Annotated in this window: 15 protein-coding genes; 6 read left to right on the forward strand and 9 right to left on the reverse strand. The window is 74.8% G+C overall.

What is annotated here, in order from left to right; all coding sequences use genetic code 11:
- The coding region (locus ACZ6ZR_RS07750; RefSeq protein WP_465640453.1) for an MMPL family transporter at positions 1-1,164 on the forward strand (1,164 nt) is incomplete at its 5' end.
- A gap of 27 nt (positions 1,165-1,191) precedes the next feature.
- On the opposite strand, the gene ACZ6ZR_RS07755 is transcribed toward ACZ6ZR_RS07750, so the two are convergent.
- Positions 1,192-1,341: a hypothetical protein gene (locus tag ACZ6ZR_RS07755; protein ID WP_396292152.1), complete on the reverse strand. Its 150-nt coding sequence runs from the start codon at positions 1,339-1,341 to the stop codon at positions 1,192-1,194.
- A 140-nt stretch (positions 1,342-1,481) separates the two neighbouring features.
- On the opposite strand from ACZ6ZR_RS07755, the gene coaE reads away from it, so the two are divergent.
- Both coaE and ACZ6ZR_RS07765 read left to right on the forward strand, forming a co-directional pair.
- Positions 1,482-2,075, forward strand: coding sequence for a dephospho-CoA kinase (gene coaE / locus ACZ6ZR_RS07760; protein ID WP_465640455.1), 594 nt, complete (start codon positions 1,482-1,484; stop codon positions 2,073-2,075).
- Positions 2,076-2,184: 109 nt separating this feature from the next.
- Positions 2,185-3,180 (forward strand): septum formation family protein, encoded by a 996-nt coding sequence (locus ACZ6ZR_RS07765; protein ID WP_465640457.1) that lies wholly within the window; start codon positions 2,185-2,187, stop codon positions 3,178-3,180.
- A gap of 421 nt (positions 3,181-3,601) precedes the next feature.
- On the opposite strand, the gene ACZ6ZR_RS07770 is transcribed toward ACZ6ZR_RS07765, so the two are convergent.
- Positions 3,602-3,913 (reverse strand): hypothetical protein, encoded by a 312-nt coding sequence (locus ACZ6ZR_RS07770; RefSeq protein ID WP_465640459.1) that lies wholly within the window; start codon positions 3,911-3,913, stop codon positions 3,602-3,604.
- Positions 3,914-4,104: 191 nt separating this feature from the next.
- Between ACZ6ZR_RS07770 and ACZ6ZR_RS07775 the strand changes: the two genes are divergently transcribed.
- The gene (locus ACZ6ZR_RS07775) at positions 4,105-4,809 is read left to right on the forward strand and encodes a hypothetical protein (protein WP_465640460.1); all 705 of its coding nucleotides are present in this window, start codon (positions 4,105-4,107) and stop codon (positions 4,807-4,809) included.
- Between the two features lie 10 nt (positions 4,810-4,819).
- Here ACZ6ZR_RS07775 and ACZ6ZR_RS07780 read toward each other — a convergent pair whose 3' ends face one another.
- The 5 genes from ACZ6ZR_RS07780 to soxR form a co-directional block, all read right to left on the reverse strand.
- Positions 4,820-5,191, reverse strand: coding sequence for a hypothetical protein (locus ACZ6ZR_RS07780; RefSeq protein ID WP_465640462.1), 372 nt, complete (start codon positions 5,189-5,191; stop codon positions 4,820-4,822).
- Positions 5,188-7,524, reverse strand: a complete 2,337-nt coding sequence (locus ACZ6ZR_RS07785) for a hypothetical protein (RefSeq protein WP_465640464.1) — start codon at positions 7,522-7,524, stop codon at positions 5,188-5,190. The genes ACZ6ZR_RS07780 and ACZ6ZR_RS07785 overlap by 4 nt, the downstream gene beginning before the upstream one ends.
- Entirely contained in the window at positions 7,524-9,803 is a 2,280-nt protein-coding gene (locus tag ACZ6ZR_RS07790; protein ID WP_465640465.1) for a hypothetical protein, read from the reverse strand. The genes ACZ6ZR_RS07785 and ACZ6ZR_RS07790 overlap by 1 nt, the downstream gene beginning before the upstream one ends.
- Positions 9,804-9,877: 74 nt before the next feature.
- Positions 9,878-10,732 carry an SAM-dependent methyltransferase gene (locus ACZ6ZR_RS07795; protein WP_465640467.1) on the reverse strand — a complete coding sequence of 285 codons (855 nt, stop codon included), beginning with the start codon at positions 10,730-10,732 and terminating at the stop codon, positions 9,878-9,880.
- Between the two features lie 77 nt (positions 10,733-10,809).
- Positions 10,810-11,298, reverse strand: coding sequence for a redox-sensitive transcriptional activator SoxR (gene soxR / locus ACZ6ZR_RS07800; protein ID WP_465640468.1), 489 nt, complete (start codon positions 11,296-11,298; stop codon positions 10,810-10,812).
- Positions 11,299-11,378: 80 nt separating this feature from the next.
- Here soxR and ACZ6ZR_RS07805 point away from each other — a divergent pair, with 80 nt between their 5' ends.
- Both ACZ6ZR_RS07805 and ACZ6ZR_RS07810 read left to right on the forward strand, forming a co-directional pair.
- Positions 11,379-12,083, forward strand: coding sequence for a transketolase (locus tag ACZ6ZR_RS07805; protein WP_465640470.1), 705 nt, complete (start codon positions 11,379-11,381; stop codon positions 12,081-12,083).
- 41 nt (positions 12,084-12,124) lie between these two features.
- Positions 12,125-13,012: a transketolase family protein gene (locus ACZ6ZR_RS07810; protein ID WP_465640761.1), complete on the forward strand. Its 888-nt coding sequence runs from the start codon at positions 12,125-12,127 to the stop codon at positions 13,010-13,012.
- A 15-nt stretch (positions 13,013-13,027) separates the two neighbouring features.
- Here the strand turns inward: ACZ6ZR_RS07810 and treZ are convergent, their stop codons facing one another.
- Together treZ and treY are read right to left on the reverse strand one after the other, a co-directional pair.
- Positions 13,028-14,752 (reverse strand): malto-oligosyltrehalose trehalohydrolase, encoded by a 1,725-nt coding sequence (gene treZ, locus ACZ6ZR_RS07815; RefSeq protein WP_465640472.1) that lies wholly within the window; start codon positions 14,750-14,752, stop codon positions 13,028-13,030.
- Positions 14,753-14,780: 28 nt separating this feature from the next.
- Positions 14,781-17,225: a malto-oligosyltrehalose synthase gene (gene treY, locus ACZ6ZR_RS07820; RefSeq protein ID WP_465640474.1), complete on the reverse strand. Its 2,445-nt coding sequence runs from the start codon at positions 17,223-17,225 to the stop codon at positions 14,781-14,783.
- Positions 17,226-17,231: the final 6 nt, after the last annotated feature.

Genomic DNA, 17,231 nt, shown 5'->3' on the forward strand with positions numbered 1-17,231 from the left:
ACCCCCGTCGAGCCGGTGCCCGACGAGGGCTTCTTCACCCGGACGGTGCGGCGGGTGCAGCGCCGGGCGATTCCGGTGGTGCTGGCCTGCGTCGCGCTGCTGATGGCGGCCGGCGCCCCCTTCCTCGGATCCGACTGGCGCAGCTCCGGCGCCGCCGTGCTGCCGGCCTCCTCGGCCGGCCGGCAGGTGGCCGAGACCGTCGAGCAGCGCTTCCCGACGCTGGCCCCCGCCCCGGTGACGCTGGTGGTGGAGGCCGACCGCGCCGCCGCCCAGCACTACGCCGACCAGGTGGTCTCCAAGCTCCCCGACGTCGCCGGGGTCCGGGCCGTGACCGCTGTCTCGCCGGGGGTCAGCAGCGTGGAGGTGCTGGTCCACGGCGATCCGCAGGGCGCCGGGGCCAAGCGGGTGGTGGACGAACTGCGGGACAAGCGCGACGGGATGACCACCTACGTGACCGGTGACGCCGCCTCGGTGGTGGACTTCCAGCACGAGATCGTCAGCCGGGGACCGTGGGCGCTGGGCCTGGTCGCGGTCGGGACGCTGGTGCTGCTCTTCCTGATGACCGGTTCGGTGGTGATGCCGGTCAAGGCCCTGCTGATGAACGTCCTCTCGCTCGGGGCCTCGCTCGGCGCGCTGACCCTGGTCTTCCAGCACGGCTACTTCAGCGGCCTGCTCGGCTTCACGCCGACGGGCGGGCTGGAGACCTTCATACCCGTGCTGGTCTTCGCCTTCGCCTTCGGGCTCTCGATGGACTACGAGGTCTTCCTGCTGGCCCGGATCAAGGAGCTCCGGGACCAGGGCTTCAGCTGCTCGCGCGCCGTGGAGCTCGGACTCCAGCGCAGCGGGAAGATCATCACCTCGGCCGCGCTGCTGATGGTGATCGTCTTCGCGGGCTTCGCGGCCGGGCAGATGCTGATGGTCAAGGAGATGGGGATCGCGCTCGCGGTGGCCGTGGCGGTGGACGCCACGCTGGTGCGCTGTCTGCTGGTGCCGGCCGCGATGACGCTGTTCGGCGAGTTCAACTGGTGGGCGCCGGCGCCGCTGCGGCGGCTGCACCGGCGGTTCGGGCTGACCGAGCACGTGGCGCTGCCGCCGCTGCCGCAGCCGGTCCTGCCGGCCCAGGCGCCGCCGGTGGCGGAGAAGCTTCCCGCCCCGGTCGGCTGACGGCGGGTCAGCACCGGTCGGCGAGGGTCAGCGCAGGGTGCAGGAGTTGCCGAAGTCGCCGCTGAGGGCGGCCAGTCCGCCGAGCGCGTCGCAGGCGGCGGCCGGGCCGGCGGTGAGCAGCAGGCCGCCGACGGTGGTGGCGAGCAGGAGCGCGAGCCGGGTGCGGGTGAGCTTCATGAGGGTTCCTCGGGGTTCCTTGCTCGGTGGGTGTGACGTGGTGCGTGCGGAGCGCCCTGCACAACGCCGGTGCGGCGGCGAGGGAATGGCGGCTCACCCGGGCGGCGGAGCGTACGCCGGGAAGCGGTAGCCTGGCCCGCATGCTGAGGATCGGACTGACGGGCGGGATCGGGGCGGGCAAGAGCGAGGTGTCCCGGCAGTTCGCCGCACAGGGTGCGGTGATCGTGGACTCCGATCTGATCGCCCGTGAGGTGGTGGAGCCCGGGACGGACGGGCTGCGCGCGGTGGTGGCCGAGTTCGGGGACGGGGTGCTGCGGGCGGACGGCACGCTGGACCGGCCGGCGCTCGGCGCGCTGGTGTTCGGCGACCCGGAGCGGCTGGCCGCGCTGAACGCGATCGTGCACCCGCTGGTGCGGACCCGCTCCGCGGAGCTGGAGGCGGCCGCCGGGGACGCCGACGTGGTGGTGCACGACGTCCCGCTGCTGGCCGAGAACGGCCTGGCTCCGCTGTACGACCTGGTGGTCGTGGTGGACGCCGAGGACGAGGTGCGGCTGGACCGGCTGGTGCGGCTGCGCGGGATGGCGCCGGAGGAGGCCAGGGCCCGGATGGCGGCCCAGGCGACCCGGAGCGCGCGGCTGGCGGTGGCCGATCTGGTGATCGACAACAGCGGGCCGCTGGCCGAACTGGCGCCGCAGGTACGGAAGGTCTGGGAGGACCTGCGCGAACGCCGCTGAGCTGCGGATTATCGCGTGCGGGTGGCCGCGGGGTTCGGCTAGGGTCGCGGAGATCTTGTCGAACACCTGCTCGCGACGTGCGCGGGCGCCCAGGGGGAGTAGCACCGCCGTGACCGAGAACAAGCCGTTCCCCGAGGCTCCGCCCAACCCGTACGCGTGGGCCGCGCCGCCGGCGGCGGCGCCCGCCCGGGGGAACCGTAAGGGGTGGATGATCGGGCTGACGGTCGCGGCCGTGATCGCGGGCAAGCTGGTCGTGGGGCTGTTCTACGCGTCGCTGGGCGACCGGCCCGGCGGTGCGCCCGGCGGTGGGCGGGACGTCTCGGGGCCGGTGCTGACCACCGGGGACTGCTACGTCGAGGGCTCGCGGACCGACCGGAAGGACTCGGTCATGGTCACCGGCCTGCGGAAGGTCGACTGCGCGGTCCGGCACGACGGGGAGGTGGCCGGGAAGGCCCAACTCCGCGACTCGCTCGGGAAGGCGCCGACCGACGCCCAGCTCTCGCACGAGGCGACGCTGCTCTGCGCGCCGTCCTGGGACGCGTACGCACCGGACGGCTGGGCGCTGCCGCGGAACGTGGGCGAGAACCACTTCTTTCCGTCGAGCCCTCAGTGGGCGCTCGGGAAGCGGGAGGTGACCTGCGTCTTCGACGGGGGCAAGGGCGGGTCCAGCGGCTCGGTGCGGGTCCGGCCGGGTTCGTTGAGCGACGTGCAGCTGGCGTACCTGCGCGCGGTCAACCCGTACAACCGCGTCTACGCGGAGCAGCCGGACGGCGAGGGCAAGCAGGCCGAGCCCGAACTCCGGTCCTGGGCCGGGCAGATGGCCGAGGCCTCGGAGCAGGAGGCGGAGCGGCTGCGGGCGGTGAAGTGGCCGGAGCCGGTGAAGGAGCCGATGCGGGCGATGCTGGCCGCCAAGGACGAGGAGACCGCGGCCTGGCGGGCGGCGGCCGGGGGCGGTGAGCTGGAGGACGCCATGGAGCTGGTGGACGAGATCTCCTCCGAGACGATGGAGCACGCGGCGGCGGTGCGCAAGGCGCTCGGGCTGGCCGCCGGTTCGGCGGGCTCCCCGTCGGCGGGGGCGGCGCCGGTGGGCGGCCTCCAGGTCTGAGCGGGCGACGGCCCCGGCCGGGTCTCCGGCCGGGGCCGCTTCTGTTGTCAACTCGCCCTGTTCACTGGCTCCTTGCCGCTCGGTCAGGTGCCGTGGGACGGCGCGCGGGGCGCCCGGGCGGCGGCCGGTCAGGCGGTCCAGCGCGGTGGCGGTGGCCTCGTCGGCGGGTAGATGGACGACCGGCCGCTGCTCGTCGTCGGCCGGGAGGTCGAGCGCCTCAGATTGGTGCCGCGGCCCCCGCCGGGAGTGCGTCTCCTTCCTCCGGCTTCCACGAACTCCTCGCGGCCGACGGCACGCCGCGCGCCCCCGAGGGGCTGGAGGCGGCCGCCGAGGCGATGCCCGACGAGCTTGCCTGGTGGGGCTCCGTCCGCCACGACGCCCGCCGCGACCGGCCGTTCGCGGCCTGAGGGCCGGGCCGGCGTCAGAACCGGTTCGGCGCTGCCCAGTACCAGGCCGGGGGCGGCGGGGTGGGGTGGGTCAGCTTCCAGAGCCGGGCGGCGCCGACCGTCAGGGTCGCGAGGGCGGCCAGCACGACGGCGGCCGGTGCCAGGAAGTGCGCTCCGAGGAGGGCCTTCCAGGCGGTCCCCTGGAGCGCGGCGGCCAGCAGGAGGAGCAGGGCCCGCGCGGGGACGCGCAGCCCGCCGCGGAGGGTGATCACGAACGCGAGGGTCACGGCGGGGATCACGACCGCGGCGCATCCCGCGGCGACGAAGAAGATCAGGACGAAGATCACGCTGCACGCTCCGGTTTCGAAGGACGGAGCAAGTCTGGCAGATAATTTGAACATGTTCAATGTTGGGTCGAGGTGTGCCGAATGCCCGGTGTTGGGCGGGAATTGGGAGGAGGGAAACGTCCGGGTCCTTGTGTACGGGGGCGGGTTGCGGGGAGACTGCCGGGCAATCGTTCGAGGGGAGGGTGGGACGGATGGCCGTACGTCGGTACTGGTACGTGCTCGCGCTGTTCGGGGTGCTGATCGGCTGTTCGCTCCCGCTGTACCGGGTGCCGGTGGAGGGCTGCCGGCAGGTGGTGCCCGACGGGTTCTGCGCGGGGACCGCCTTCCGCTCGCCCGGGGGGCTGCTCGGGACGCACGAGCTGGCCCGGCCCGGGTGGCTGGCGGTGTACTGGGCGGTCGCCCTGCTGCTCGCCTGCTGGCTGGTGCTGCGCCGCTACCGGCGGGCCGGGCGGCCGGTGCGGGCGGTGCCGGCGGTGCTGGTGATGGTGCTGCTGGGCGGGGCGGCCGCGGTGCTCACCGTGATCGGGTGGAACGGGATCAGGCAGCCCTCGGCCTGGGCCGCCTCCGCACACCTGCTGGTCTTCAACGGGGCCACCCCGCTGGTGGTCGCGGCCGGGGCGCTGCTGCTGCTCGGGGCGGGGGAGCGCAGCTGGGTGCTGCTGCTGCTCGCGCTCGGCTTCGCGGCGGTGGCGTACGGCTGCGCCACCTACGACCCGCTCCACCTCGCGGAGCGGCTGGGCTGGGTGGTCGAACTGCCGGAGGGCCTGGTGGAGTACCGACCCGCCGTGCACCTGGCGATCCCGGCCGCGGTGCTGCTGGCCGCGGCCGTGGCGGCCGGGCTGACGGGCCGTTTCACCCGGGGCAGCGGCGGCCGCCACGCCCGCGACGAGGAGTAGCGGCCGGGGGTCAGTTCAGGATCGTGGTGGTGAGTTCGGCCACCGCCGTGGCGAGCGGGGCGATCGGGACGGCGATGGCGGTGAGGCGGTCCAGGGCGCGGCGCAGCACGCCGGGCTGCGGGTCGTCCTCGGCCAGTTCCTCGCGCAGGCGCCGGAGTTCGGCCTGCGAGGTCTCGGGGTCGGCGAGTTCGGCGGCGTGGGTGGTGAGCAACTGCTCGATGACGCCGAGGAGTTCCTCGACCCGGCGGGACGGGGCGGCGGACTGGAAGGCGATCTGGTGGGCGACGGCCCGGGCGCCCGGGCCGACGGCCTGGTTGCCGACCTGGCTGTGGCCACCGGACTGCTGGACGCCGTAGTTGGCGCCGGGCTCGGAGTGGGTCAACTCTTGCTCCTCTGCTGCTGGTCGGGTGCGGGGGAGGGGGCGAAGACGGGCGCGGGTACGGCCGCGGTGGACTGCGCGAGGGCGCCGGGGCCGACGGCCTGGTTGCCGACGTGGCTGGTCCCGCCCTGCTGGATGACGCCGAAGTTCACCAGGTTGTTCTGCTGGGTCGTCAGCGTGCTGGTGTCCACGCCGTGTTCCTCCAGGAAGTCCCGGACGGCGGTCAGCGCGTGCTGGTGGAGGGCGAAGCCGGTCCGGTGGCCGTCGGTCTGCTGGTAGTAGTTGAGGTAGACCGGGCTGGCGGCGGCCTCCCGGACGCTGAAGTGGGCGCCGTGGTCGAAGGCCGGGTCGTGCGCGAGGGCGAGTGTCCCGCGGCGCAGCCGCTGGTCGTGGCGGCGCTCGTAGCCGGCCTGGTCCAGGTAGGCGGAGGGCGAGCGGCGCAGCACCGCGGAGGCCAGGCCGAGCGCCCGCAGCCGGAGCGTGTCCCGGCGGGCCGCCGAGAGGTCGCGCGGCAGCAGGTCCACCTCGTGGTAGTCGGCCCGCAGCGGTGGCAGCAGCTGGAGCGCGGGGTGGATGTGCAGGGACCGTCCGGTGACGGAGAGCCGGAGGAAGAGGCTGGGCACCACCTCGTCGCCCCAGAGCGGGAGGTGGGCGACCAGGTGGTGGCGGGCCCGGCCGTCCGGGTCGAGCGCGATCTCCCGGACCTGGTCCTCGTCGAGCCGGGTGACGGGGTGCAGCTGGTCGGCGGGGAGCAGCCGGCGGTCGTCGGCGGCCACCGTGCCGTGCACGGTGACCCGGTGCTCCAAGCGGAGACCGGCCAGGTTGGTCTCACCGGTGGCCGGGGGCTCGGTGGCGTGCCGGTCGGCGGTGTCCCGCAGCCGCCGGTGCACCGCGGTGATCAGCTCCCAGGTGTCGAACTCCCGTACCGGCCGCTGCGGTTGGCCGGGCAGGCCGCGCTCCGGCAGCAGCGGGACGACCAGCGGGGCGAGCTGGGCCAGGACCCCGCCGTAGCCGAGGAACGGCAGGTAGCTGCTGTGCACGGTGACGTTGCCGCGCTGGGCCCGGGCCACCGCGAGCAGCCGCTCGCCGGTCCAGTCCGGGCCGAGCGGCTCGACCGGCGCGTCCGGCCGGAAGGTCTCCCGGTGGAGCTGGCCGCGCAGCCGGGCGTCCACGTCCAGGACATGACGCAGCGTCAGCAGGTACGTGACGGTCAGCCCGCCGATCAGGGCCAGCACCCCCGGGACGCCGGCCAGGTAGCTGCCGGTCAGCCAGGCCAGGACCCCGCTGGGCTCGGCCAGGGCCAGCAGCAGCAGGGTGCCCGCCGGCAGGGCCGCCGCCACCGGGGCGATGAGCAGCAGCACCAGCAGGGCACGGGGCGGGACGCCCTCGCGGCGGCCGCGCCCGGGCTGCTCGGCCCCGGCCTGCCGGGCCGAGGCGCCGATCAGGGCCAGCACCAGGCCGGTGAGCAGCAGCCAGAGCGGGCTGACCAGCAGCACGGCCAGCGCCGTCACCAGCAGGGCGCCGTCCCGGCGTTGGCGCAGGGCCTGGGCGGCCAGCGCGTGCCGGGCGACCGGCACCAGGTCCACCGCCGGGGAGGCGGCCACCGCCCCGAGTTCGTCCGCGACCAGGTCCTCGGTGACCCGGCGGGCGAAGGCCTGGTCCAGGTAGGGGGCGGCACTCAGGTACCGGGTGACGTCGCCGGGCTCGCTGCCCAGCGGCACGCCGGCGGAGTACGGCACGGACATCGTGGAGCTCCGATCGGAGGACGGGGCGGCCGGGCGGGCACCTCGGCGCGGGCGCCGGGTGGCGGAGGCGGCGGACGGGGGCGCGGCGAGGCCGAGCAGGGCCACGGTGAGGGCGGCCCCCAGCACCAGGCCGAAGCCGGTGGCGAGCGGGATCGTCCCGTCCATCCGGGAGGAGGAGAGTGCGGGGCGGGAGAGGGTCACCACGACGGCGGCCCAGTGGGCCAGGGCGGCGAGCAGGCTGCAGAGCGAGGCCGTGCCCAGGCAGCCGGCCAGCAGCCGCCCGCGGCCCTGGCCGAGCGGCACCAGCCGGGGCACCGTCCAGAACAGGGCCGCCAGCAGGACGACGGTGGTGACGGAGCTGACCACCCGGTTCTCGTTCTGGCTCAACAGCAGGTACGGGTCCGTGCCGTCGTACTCGGCCAGCCAGGCCGGGAACTCGAGCTGGTGCAGCAGCCAGCGCAGCAGGGTGTCCCCGGGCTCGATCCGGAGCAGCTCCTGCTGGGCCGGGGGCAGGCCGATGGCCAGGACCACCGCGAAGAGGGCGTAGAGCCTGCGCCGGACCGACCTGCGGACGGTGCGCCCGGTGTCCATCAGCTCTTTGCCTGCTTCCCGGACGCCGGTGCGGGGACGGTCAGTTGGGCGCTGGACTGCTGGCCGACGGCCTGGTTCGCGACCACGCTGACACCGCCCTGCTGGATCACCCCGTAGTTGAGGATGGTCTGCTGCTGGGTGCTGAAGAGCGTGGTGTCCACGCCGTGGTCGTCGAGGAAGTCCCGGATGGCGGCCAGGGTGTGGCGGTAGAGGGTGGCCAGCGCGCGGTCGGCGTCCACCTCCTGGAAGTAGTTCTGGTAGACCTCGCTGGTGGCCAGCTCGCGGACGCTGAACCGGGCGCCGTAGTCGAAGGTCGGATCCTGGGCGATCGCGGCCAGTTCGTGCTTGCGCCGCCGGGCCCGCCGCCGCCCGTAGCGGGCCTGGACGACCACGGCCACCGGCGCCCGGAACAGCGCGCCGGCCGTCTCCCGCAGGGCGTTCAGCCGCAGGACGCTCCGGCGGGCGTCGGTGAGCCCCTCCGGCAGCAGGTCGACCTCGTGGTAGCGCGGGTGCACCGGCTGGAGCAGGTGCGACTCGGCCTGGATGTGCAGGGTCTTCCCGTTGGTGGACAGGTGGAGGAAGGTGCTGGGCACCACGTCGCCGCCCCAGAGCGGCAGGTGCGCGGCCAGGTAGTGCCGGGCCACGCCGTCCGGGTCCAGGGCGATCCGCTCCACCAGCTCCTCGTCGAGCGAGCCGGGGACGGTCCGGTCCCCGGCCAGGATCCGCCGGTCCCCGGCCAGGGCCGCGCCGTTGGCGAAGACCCGGCTCTCCAGCAGCAGGCCGGTCAGGTTGGTCTCGGCGCGCTCGGGCGGCTCGGCCGCGTGCCGCACGGAGGTGTCCAGGAGCCGCTCGCGGATCGCCGTCGTCACGTCCCGGGCGTCGAACTCCCGCAGCGGGCGGGCGGTCCGGGTGACCGGCTCGTGGGCGGCCAGCAGCGGGACGGCGATCTGCCAGTTGTTGTGGGCCTCGGCGAAGCCCATGAACGGCCGGTAGCCGCTGTACACGGTGAGGTTGCCGCGCTGCGCCGCGGCGATCGCGGCCAGCCGCGGCTCGGTCCACTTCGGGCCGGCCGGCTCGACCGGGGCGTCGGCCCGGAACACCGGGCGGCGCAGGTGGCGCCGTAACCGGGCGTCCACCTCCATGCGGTGACCGAGCGTCAGGCCGTAGGCGACCACGATCCCGGCCAGGGCGGTCAGGCTGGCGGGAGCCGAGCCGTAGTAGGTGCCCCAGAACCAGCTCCAGAACCCCTCCGGCTCCTCGGGGACCACCAGGGCCCGCAGCAGGAACATCACCGCGAGGGCGAGCGGCACGGCGAGGGCGAGCTTCCACGGGGTGGAGGCCGGGGCGGCGAGGCTCCGGCCGTGGCCGGGCCGGGGCGGCCGGTCGGCGTCCCGCCCCCGGCCGAACCAGCGCAGGACCGCGAGGGCGGCCAGGACGGAAAGCAGCCAGGACGGCCCGGTGAGCAGGACCGCGCCGGTCACCGCGCAGAGCGCCAAGTCCCTTTTCTGGCGCAGGGATTGGGCAGCCAGGCCGTGCCGCGCCACCGGGACGAGGTCCAGCCCGGGTGAGGTGGCCACGGCGCCGAAGTCGTCGGCGACCAGGTCCTCGGTGACCCGGCGGGCGAAGGCCGGGTCGGTGTAGCCGGCGGCGCACAGGTACCTGGTCACATCGCCCGGGGTACTGCCGAGCGGGGTGGCGGGGGCGGTCTTCGGCTCGGGCACGGCGGCGCTCCGTTCTCGCGTACGGACGGGCCGCCGGGTGGCCGGGGCGGCGAACCGGAACAGCAGCAGGGCGAGGACCAGGCCGACCAGGGCACCGAACTCGGTGGCGGCCTGGGGGGCGAAGCGGAGCGAGAGCTCCGCGTACTCCAGGTGGCCGGAGGCGGCCCAGGCCGCCAGCAGGTCGGTCAGCGAGCCGAGCAGGCCGGCCAGCACGCCGGTGCCCACGGCACCGGCCAGCAGGTGCCACCGGCCCCGGTCGACGGTCACCAGACGGGGCGTCAGCAGCACCAGGGCCGCCAGCAGGGCGGCGGTGCCGAGGGTGCTGGCCAGCTCGTTCGCGGCCGGGTCGAGCAGCCTGTACGGGTCGGTGCGGGCGTGCTCCGACGCCCAGCCGGGGTAGAGCAGTTGGGAGTCCAGCCAGCCCCCGAGGGAGGACTGGTCCGGGCGCCAGTCCTCGAGCAGCTCCCGGGCCGGCGGGGAGCCCAGCAGGGCCACCACCGTGACCAGCAGGTACAGCCGTGACCGGACCAACTGGCCCGTGGCGCCGTCCGGTTCCATCCGCCCCCCAGTGCGTCAGGTGGCAGAACTCTACGTTTCCGGACGGCGCCTGTCAGGACAACTGCCCAGTCGGGTCAGGCCTTGCGGGCCACGCCCGCCCAGATCGCGGTCTCGGCGTCGGTGGGCTTGGCGGCCTCGTCCGGGCGCCAGGTGGGGGCGGTGACCAGGCCGGGCTCCAGCAGCTCCAGGCCGTCGAAGAAGCGCAGCACGTCGGCCCGGGGGCGCATGGTGAGCTGGGCGGTGGCGGTCTTGTAGACGGCCGGGCCCTTGGAGGCCTGCTCGGGGGTGGAGAAGTCACCGGTGCCGTGCGAGATCGCGACGAAGCTGCCGGAGGGCAGGGCGTCCACCAGGGTGCGGACGACGGCCCACGGGTCGTCGGCGTCGTCGATGAAGTGCAGCACCGCGAAGAGCAGCAGGGCGACCGGCTGGTCGAAGTCGATCACCTTGCGGACCGCGGGGTCGTCCAGGATGGCCGCCGGGTCGCGCAGGTCGGCCTGGACCACCGTGGCGTTGCCCGCGCCGGCGGCGGCCAGCAGGGCGCGGCTGTGCACCAGGACGATCGGGTCGTTGTCCAGGTAGGCGACCTTGGCGTCGGGGTACACCTGCTGGGCGATCTCGTGGGTGTTGCCCGAGGTGGGGATGCCGGTGCCGATGTCCAGGAACTGCTTGATGCCGTGCTCGGTGGCGAGCTCGCGCACCGCGCGCTGGAGGAAGGCGCGGTTGGCCTGGGCGCTGATCCGCACCAGCGGGCTGAGCCCGAGCACCTTCTCGGCGGCCTCCCGGTCGGCCGGGAAGTTGTCCTTGCCGCCCAGGTAGTAGTCGTACATCCGGGCCGGGTGCGGCACCTCGGGGCGCAGGTCGGTGGGCGGCCGCAGTTCGTCCTGGTCGCCCGACATCCAGTCCAGCGAGACGTCCTGATGGTCGGTCATGTCTGTTCTCCCCCGTGGCTGTTCGAGACGGCCGGGTGCCGTGGTGCCGGGCTTGTGCCAGAGGCAGCATAGATGGCCTACGGCTGTTCGGGGGCGGGCTCCGGGGGTTGGGACGGATCGGCGGTGAGCAGGTAGCGGGCGCCGGGGCCGGTGGCGGCGGCGCGGTCGCCCGCGTTGTAGAGGGCGCAGCGGGAGAGGGAGAGGCAGCCACAGCCGATGCAGCCGGTGAGCTTCTGCTTGAGGCGCTCCAGCTCGGCGATCTGCTCGTCGATCCGGGACTGCCAGGACTCGGCGACCCGGCTCCACTCCCCGGCGTTCGGGGCGCGTTCGGCCGGGAGGCGGTCGAGCGCGGTGCGCGCCTCGTCCAGTGAGAGGCCGACCCGCTGGGCGGCCCGGACGAAGGCGACCCGGCGCAGGGTGGCCCGGGCGTAGCGGCGCTGGCCGCCGGCGGTGCGTTCGGCGTGGATCAGGCCGAGCTTCTCGTAGTAGCGCAGCGCGGAGGTGGCCAGGCCGCTGCGGGCGGCGAGTTCGCCGATGGTGAGGAGGTCGTGCCGGGAGAGCGCCATGGGCCGACCCTAACGGCCGTGGCGGGGCGTGGTCGGGAGGGGCTTGACTTGAAGTCGGCTTGAACTTGCAGGCTGTGCCCATGACCTCCGCAGCGACCACACCGCAGAGTTACGGACACCACGACCTGGCCTCCCTGATGGCCCTGATGACCGGCGCCGAGAAGCACGGCCCGGCCGCGACCTCCACCCTGGACGCGCTCTGGGTGCTCTACGACCGGGTGCTCCGGGTCTCCCCGGAGACCGTCGATGACCCCGGGCGGGACCGCTTCCTGCTCTCCAAGGGCCACGGCCCGATGGCCTACTACGCGGTGCTCGCCGCCAAGGGCTTCCTGGACCCGGCGGTGCTCTCCAGCTTCGGCGCCTACGACTCCCCGCTCGGCCACCACCCGGACCGCCTGCTGGTGCCGGGCGCCGAGATCGGCTCCGGCTCGCTCGGCCACGGCCTGCCGCTGGCGGTGGGCACCGCGTTGGGGCTGCGGGCCCAGGGGCTGACCGATCCGGCGGTCTGGGTGCTGGTCGGTGACGCCGAGTTCGACGAGGGCAGCAACCACGAGGCGGTGGCCTTCGCCGGGGCGGCCGGGCTGGACCGGCTGCACGCCGTGGTGATCGACAACTCCTCGGCCACGCACGGCTGGCGGGGCGGGATCGCCTCCCGCTTCGAGGCCGAGGGCTGGTCGGCGGTGACGGTGGACGGCCGGGACCACGAGGCGCTGCACCGGGCGTTCACCGCCCCGCGCGACGGGCGGCCGCACGCGGTGGTCGCCCGGGTCGAGCCCAAGAACTGACGGAACGGAACAGGGGAGAGATCGTGGAGACCACCGAGACCATGCGCGACCGTTTCATCGGCATCACCGGTGAACTGCTGGACCAGGACCCGAGGCTGGCCGTGGTGCTGGCCGACATCAGCGCCGGCAGCCTGCAGGCGGAGGCCGCGCGGCACCCGGACCGGGTGATCAACGTCGGCATCCGGGAGCAGCTGCTGATCGGTGTGACGGGCGGGCTGGCGCTGGCCGGACTGCGGCCGATCGCCCACACCTTCGCCAGCTTCCTGGTGGAACGGCCCTTCGAGCAGGTCAAGTTGGACCTCGGCCACCAGGGCGTCGGCGCGGTGCTGGTCAGCGCGGCCGGCTCCTACGACTGGCCGGCCGGCGGCCGCACCCACATGGCGCCGGGGGATGTCGCCCTGCTGGACACCCTGCCGGGCTGGACAGTGCACGTGCCGGGGCACCCGGACGAGGCGGAGCGGCTGCTGCGGCACGCGGCGGCCGACGGCGACGAGAAGGTGTACGTGCGCCTGTCGGAGCACGCGAACGCGGCGGCGATGCCGGTTGCGCCGGGGCGGTTCCTGACGGTGCGGCAGGGGCGGCGCGGGGTGGTGCTGGCGGTCGGCCCGATGCTGGGCGCGGTGCTCGCGGCCACCGAGGGGCTGGACGTGACGGTGCTCTACGCCGCGACGGTGCGGCCCTTCGACCGGGCGGCGCTCCGGTCGGCGGTCGGGGACGGGCCGGCGGACGTGGTGCTGGTCGAGCCGTACCTGGCGGGCACCTCGGTGGCCGAGGCCAGCGCGGCGCTGGCCGAACTGCCGCACCGGATCCTGGGGTTGGGCGTGCCGAAGGAGGAGCACCGGCACTACGGGACGATCCCGGAGCACCTGGCCGCGTACGGGCTGGACGCGGCGGGGCTGCGGGGGAGGATCACGCCGTTCCTGGGGTGAGCGGCTCCGCGGGGGTCAGTCGATCTCGAGGAGCACGGTGGAGTCCGGGCCGAGCAGCAGGCCGTCGGGGGTCTGTTCGGCCTTGCCGAAGGTGGCCAGGGGGGTGCCCGGGGGGACGGGGAGCAGGCGGTCCTCGGTGGCGAGGTTGACCGCGAGGCGGTGGGGGCCGCGGTGGACGACCAGCCAGTGGGCGGCCTCGTCGAAGTCGACCCGGACGGCCGCCAGGTCGGGGTCGGTGAGGGTGGGGTGGGTGCGCCGCAGGCGGATCAAGTGACGGTACCAGTCGAGGAGTTCGGCGTGGTGGCGGGCGCCCGGTTCGGTCCAGTCGAGGGTGGAGACCAGGACGGTGGCGGGGGACTGCGGGTCGGGGACGTCCTCGGCGGCCCAGCCGTGGGAGGTGAACTCGCGGCGGCGGCCCTGCCGGACGGCCTCGGCCAGCTCGGGGTCGGGGTGGCTGGTGAAGTACTGCCAGGGGGTCGAGGCGCCCCACTCCTCGCCCATGAAGAGCATCGGGGTGAACGGCGAGGTGAGCACCAGGGCCGCCCCGGCGGCCAGCCGCCCGGGGGAGAGGGTGGCGGAGAGCCGGTCGCCGAGCGCCCGGTTGCCGATCTGGTCGTGGGTCTGGGTGTAGCCGAGCAGCCGGTGGCCGAAGGCGGCGGGGAACGGGCGGCCGTGGCTGCGGTCCCGGAACGAGGACCGACTCCCGTCGTGGAAGAAGCCCTTGGTGAGGGTCTTGGCCACGGCGGCGAGCGGTGCGGTGGCGAAGTCGCCGTAGTACGCCTGGGATTCACCGGTGAGGGCGGCGTGCAGGGCGTGGTGGAAGTCGTCGCTCCACTGCGCCGTCAGGCCCAGGCCGCCGGCCTGCCGGGGGTTGGTGGTGCGCGGGTCGTTCAGGTCGGACTCGGCGACCAGGAACAGCGGCCGCCCGGTGGCGGCGCCCAACTTGTCCACCTCGACGGCGAGTTCCTCCAGGAACGGGTACGCCCGGTCGTCGGCCAGCGCGTGCACCGCGTCCAGCCGCAGCCCGTCGATCCGGTAGTCGCGGAGCCAGGCCAGTGCGCTGCCGAGCAGGTAGGCGCGGACCTCGTCGGAGCCGGGGGCGTCCAGGTTCACCGCCGCGCCCCAGGGGGTGTGGTGGCGGTCGGTGAAGTACGGGCCGAAGGCCGGGAGGTAGTTGCCGGACGGGCCGAGGTGGTTGTGGACCACGTCGAGGATCACCCCGATCCCCTTGCGGTGCGCCGCGTCCACGAAGCGCTTGAGCCCCTCCGGGCCGCCGTAGGGCTCGTGCACCGCCCAGAGCGAGACCCCGTCGTAGCCCCAGCCGTGCCGTCCGGGGAAGGGGCAGACGGGGAGCAACTCCACGAAGTCCACGCCGAGTTCGACCAGGTGGTCGAGGCGCTCGGCGGCCGAGGCGAAGGTGCCGCCGGGGGTGAAGGTGCCCACGTGCAGCTCGTACACCACGGCCCCGGGCAGCGCCCGGCCCTGCCACGGGGTGTCGGACCAGTGGAAGGCGGCGTGGTCCACCGGGCGGCTCGGGCCGTCCGGCCCGTGCGGCTGGCGGGGCGAGCGCGGGTCGGGCAGCGCGCGGCCGCCGTCCAGCCGGAAGCCGTAGTCGCCCTCCGGGGCCTCGGCCCGCCACCAGCCGGGGCGGCCCGGCCAGGGCGCCATCGGGTGGGCGGCGCCGTCCACCTCGACCTCGACCCGGGACGCCACCGGCGCCCAGACCTGGTACTGCGTCACTGGGCACTCCCTCGTGCTCGGGTAGTCGTCAAGTCTGGACCAGGAGGGCGACCGGGAGGGAGGTGAGGAGCTCCGCCACCGGTACTTGGCCGCCTTCGAACCGACGCTGCGTCAGCTCCTCGCGCCAGCCGCCCGGCGGCAGCTCCAGGGTGGTGGAGCGCCAGCCGCCGGCGCGCTCCAGCCCGTACGGCAGCCTGGTCACGGCGGTCACCGTGCGCTCTCCCCGGGCGAAGGCCAGCAGGTGGCCGTCGGCCGGGCCGGTGGCGGTCAGCGGGCGGTAGCGGCCCAGCTCGCCGGACCGGCGCAGGTGGAGGGCGGTGGTGGTGAGGTGGAGCTTCTCCCGGGCCGGGTCGCCCGGGCGGGGGGAGGCGGAGTCGGTCAGGCGCACCGCCAGCGCGTCCAGGTCGACCGGGGCCCGGTTGTCCGGGTCGACCAGGGTGTGCAGCGGCTCCTCGCTGCCCTGGTAGAGGTCGGGCACGCCGGGGCCGGTGAGGTGGAGCAGGGCGGCGGCCAGCGAGTTGCTGCGGGCGTAGGGGGCGATCGAGTCGACGAAGCCCTCGATCCGGGGGCGGAGCGAAGGGTCGGCGAGGGCGCCGTGCGCGTAGTCGAGCACGGCGCGCTCGTACCGCTCGTCGGGGTCGGTCCAGGAGGTGGACCGCTTGGCCTCACGGACGGACTTGAGCAGGGTGGCGCCGAGCCGCTCGGGGGTGATCGGCCAGGCGGCGACCAGGGTCTGCCAGAGCAGCCAGGCGGTCGAACGGTCCGGGCAGGGCCCGGCGGCGGTGGTCCAGGCGGCGCACTCGGCGGCCCAGCGCTCGGGCAGCTCGGCGAGCACGGTGAGGCGGGCCCGTGCGTCGGCGCTGCGCTTGGTGTCGTGGGTGGAGAGGGCGGTCATCGAGTGCGGCCGGTGCTCGTCCAAGTAGCCGTACCAGGCGTGGAACTCGGCCGGTCGCAGGCCGGGGTGGGCGGGGCTGCCGCCGACCTCGTTCAGGCTGAGCAGCGCGTTGAAGCGGTAGAAGGCGGTGTCCTCCACGCCCTTGGCGGCCACGGCGGCGGCGGTCTGGCCGAGCCGGGCGCAGAACTCGTCCTTGGCCGGGCTGCGGCCGTACTCGCCGAGGGCCAGCCCGCGGGCCAGCCCGGCGGCACCGCTCAGCCGCGGTGGCACCCCGGCCAGCGCGGCGGCCACGCCCTCGACGGCCCCGGGCGGCGCGGGCTCGCCGGGGACGACGTAGGGGCGGTAGACCGGATAGGCCGTCAGCAGCTCGGCCAGCACCGCCCGGACGGCCCAGGCGGGGTGGTCGGCGAGACCGGTCTCGGCGGCGCAGATCCGGCCGACGAGGCGGACCAGCCGGCTCAGCTCGGCGGACAACTCGCCGTCCGTGGTGAGCAGTTCGGCCCGGCCCCGGCGGATCTCGGTGAGCATGTCGTCGGTAGTGGCTCCGGCTCCGGCTCCGGCTTCGGCTTCGGTGCGGTGCCGCACGGGGCCCGCCGCCGAGCAGTCGATCCGGTAGGCGGTGGCCAGCCGCTCGGCGCCGAGGTGGTCGGTGAGCACGCCGTCGATCCGGCGCAGCGCGTCGTAGCCGGTGGTGCCGGCACAGGGCCAGTCGGCCGGGAGGCGCTCCTCGCCGGTGAGGATCTTCTCGACCACGGTGTAGGCGCCGCCGGTGGCCTCGGCCAGGCGGCGCAGGTAGCCGCGCGGGTCGGCCAGCCCGTCCGGATGGTCGATCCGGAAGCCGTCCAGGACGCCGTCGGCGTGCAGCCGCAGCAGCGTGCGGTGGGTGGCCTCGAAGACCTCGGGGACCTCGACCCGGACGGCGATCAGCTGGTTGACGGTGAAGAACCGACGGTAGTTCAGCTCGCTGTCCGCGACCCGCCACCAGGCCGGCCGGTACCACTGGTGCCGGACCAGCTCCGCGAGCGGCATCGACTCGGTGCCGGGCCGGATCGGCAGCGCGTGCTCGTGGTAGCGCAGCACCGTCCCGTCCACCGTCAGCTGGTCGAGCACCTCGCCGAGCCGCCCGCCGAGCAGCGGCAGCAGCACCCGCCCGCGCTCCGGGGCGTCGGCCGGCCCCCTCTGCGCGGCCCAGTCGATGTCGAACCAGGTCGCGTACGGGGAGTCCGGGCCGTCCCGGAGCACCTGCCAGAGCGGCTGGTTGAGCTGCTCGGGGACGGGCAGCGCCATGTGGTTGGGCACCACGTCGGCGATCAGCCGCAGGTCGTGGCGGTGCGCCTCCTCGGCCAGCGCGCGCAGCGCCGCCTCGCCGCCGAGCTGCTCGCTGATCCGGGTGTGGTCGACGGTGTCGTAGCCGTGGGTGGAGCCGGGAGCGGCCTCCAGCAGCGGGGAGAGGTGCAGGTGCGAGACGCCGAGGGCGGCCAGGTAGGGCACCGCCTCGCGGGCGTCGTGCAGGGTGAAGGCGGGCTGGAGCTGGAGGCGGTAGCTGGCGGTGGGCGGGCGCGGCTGCGCTGACGTCATGGGGTG

It is taken from the genome of Kitasatospora sp. NPDC088742 (assembly GCF_055584905.1).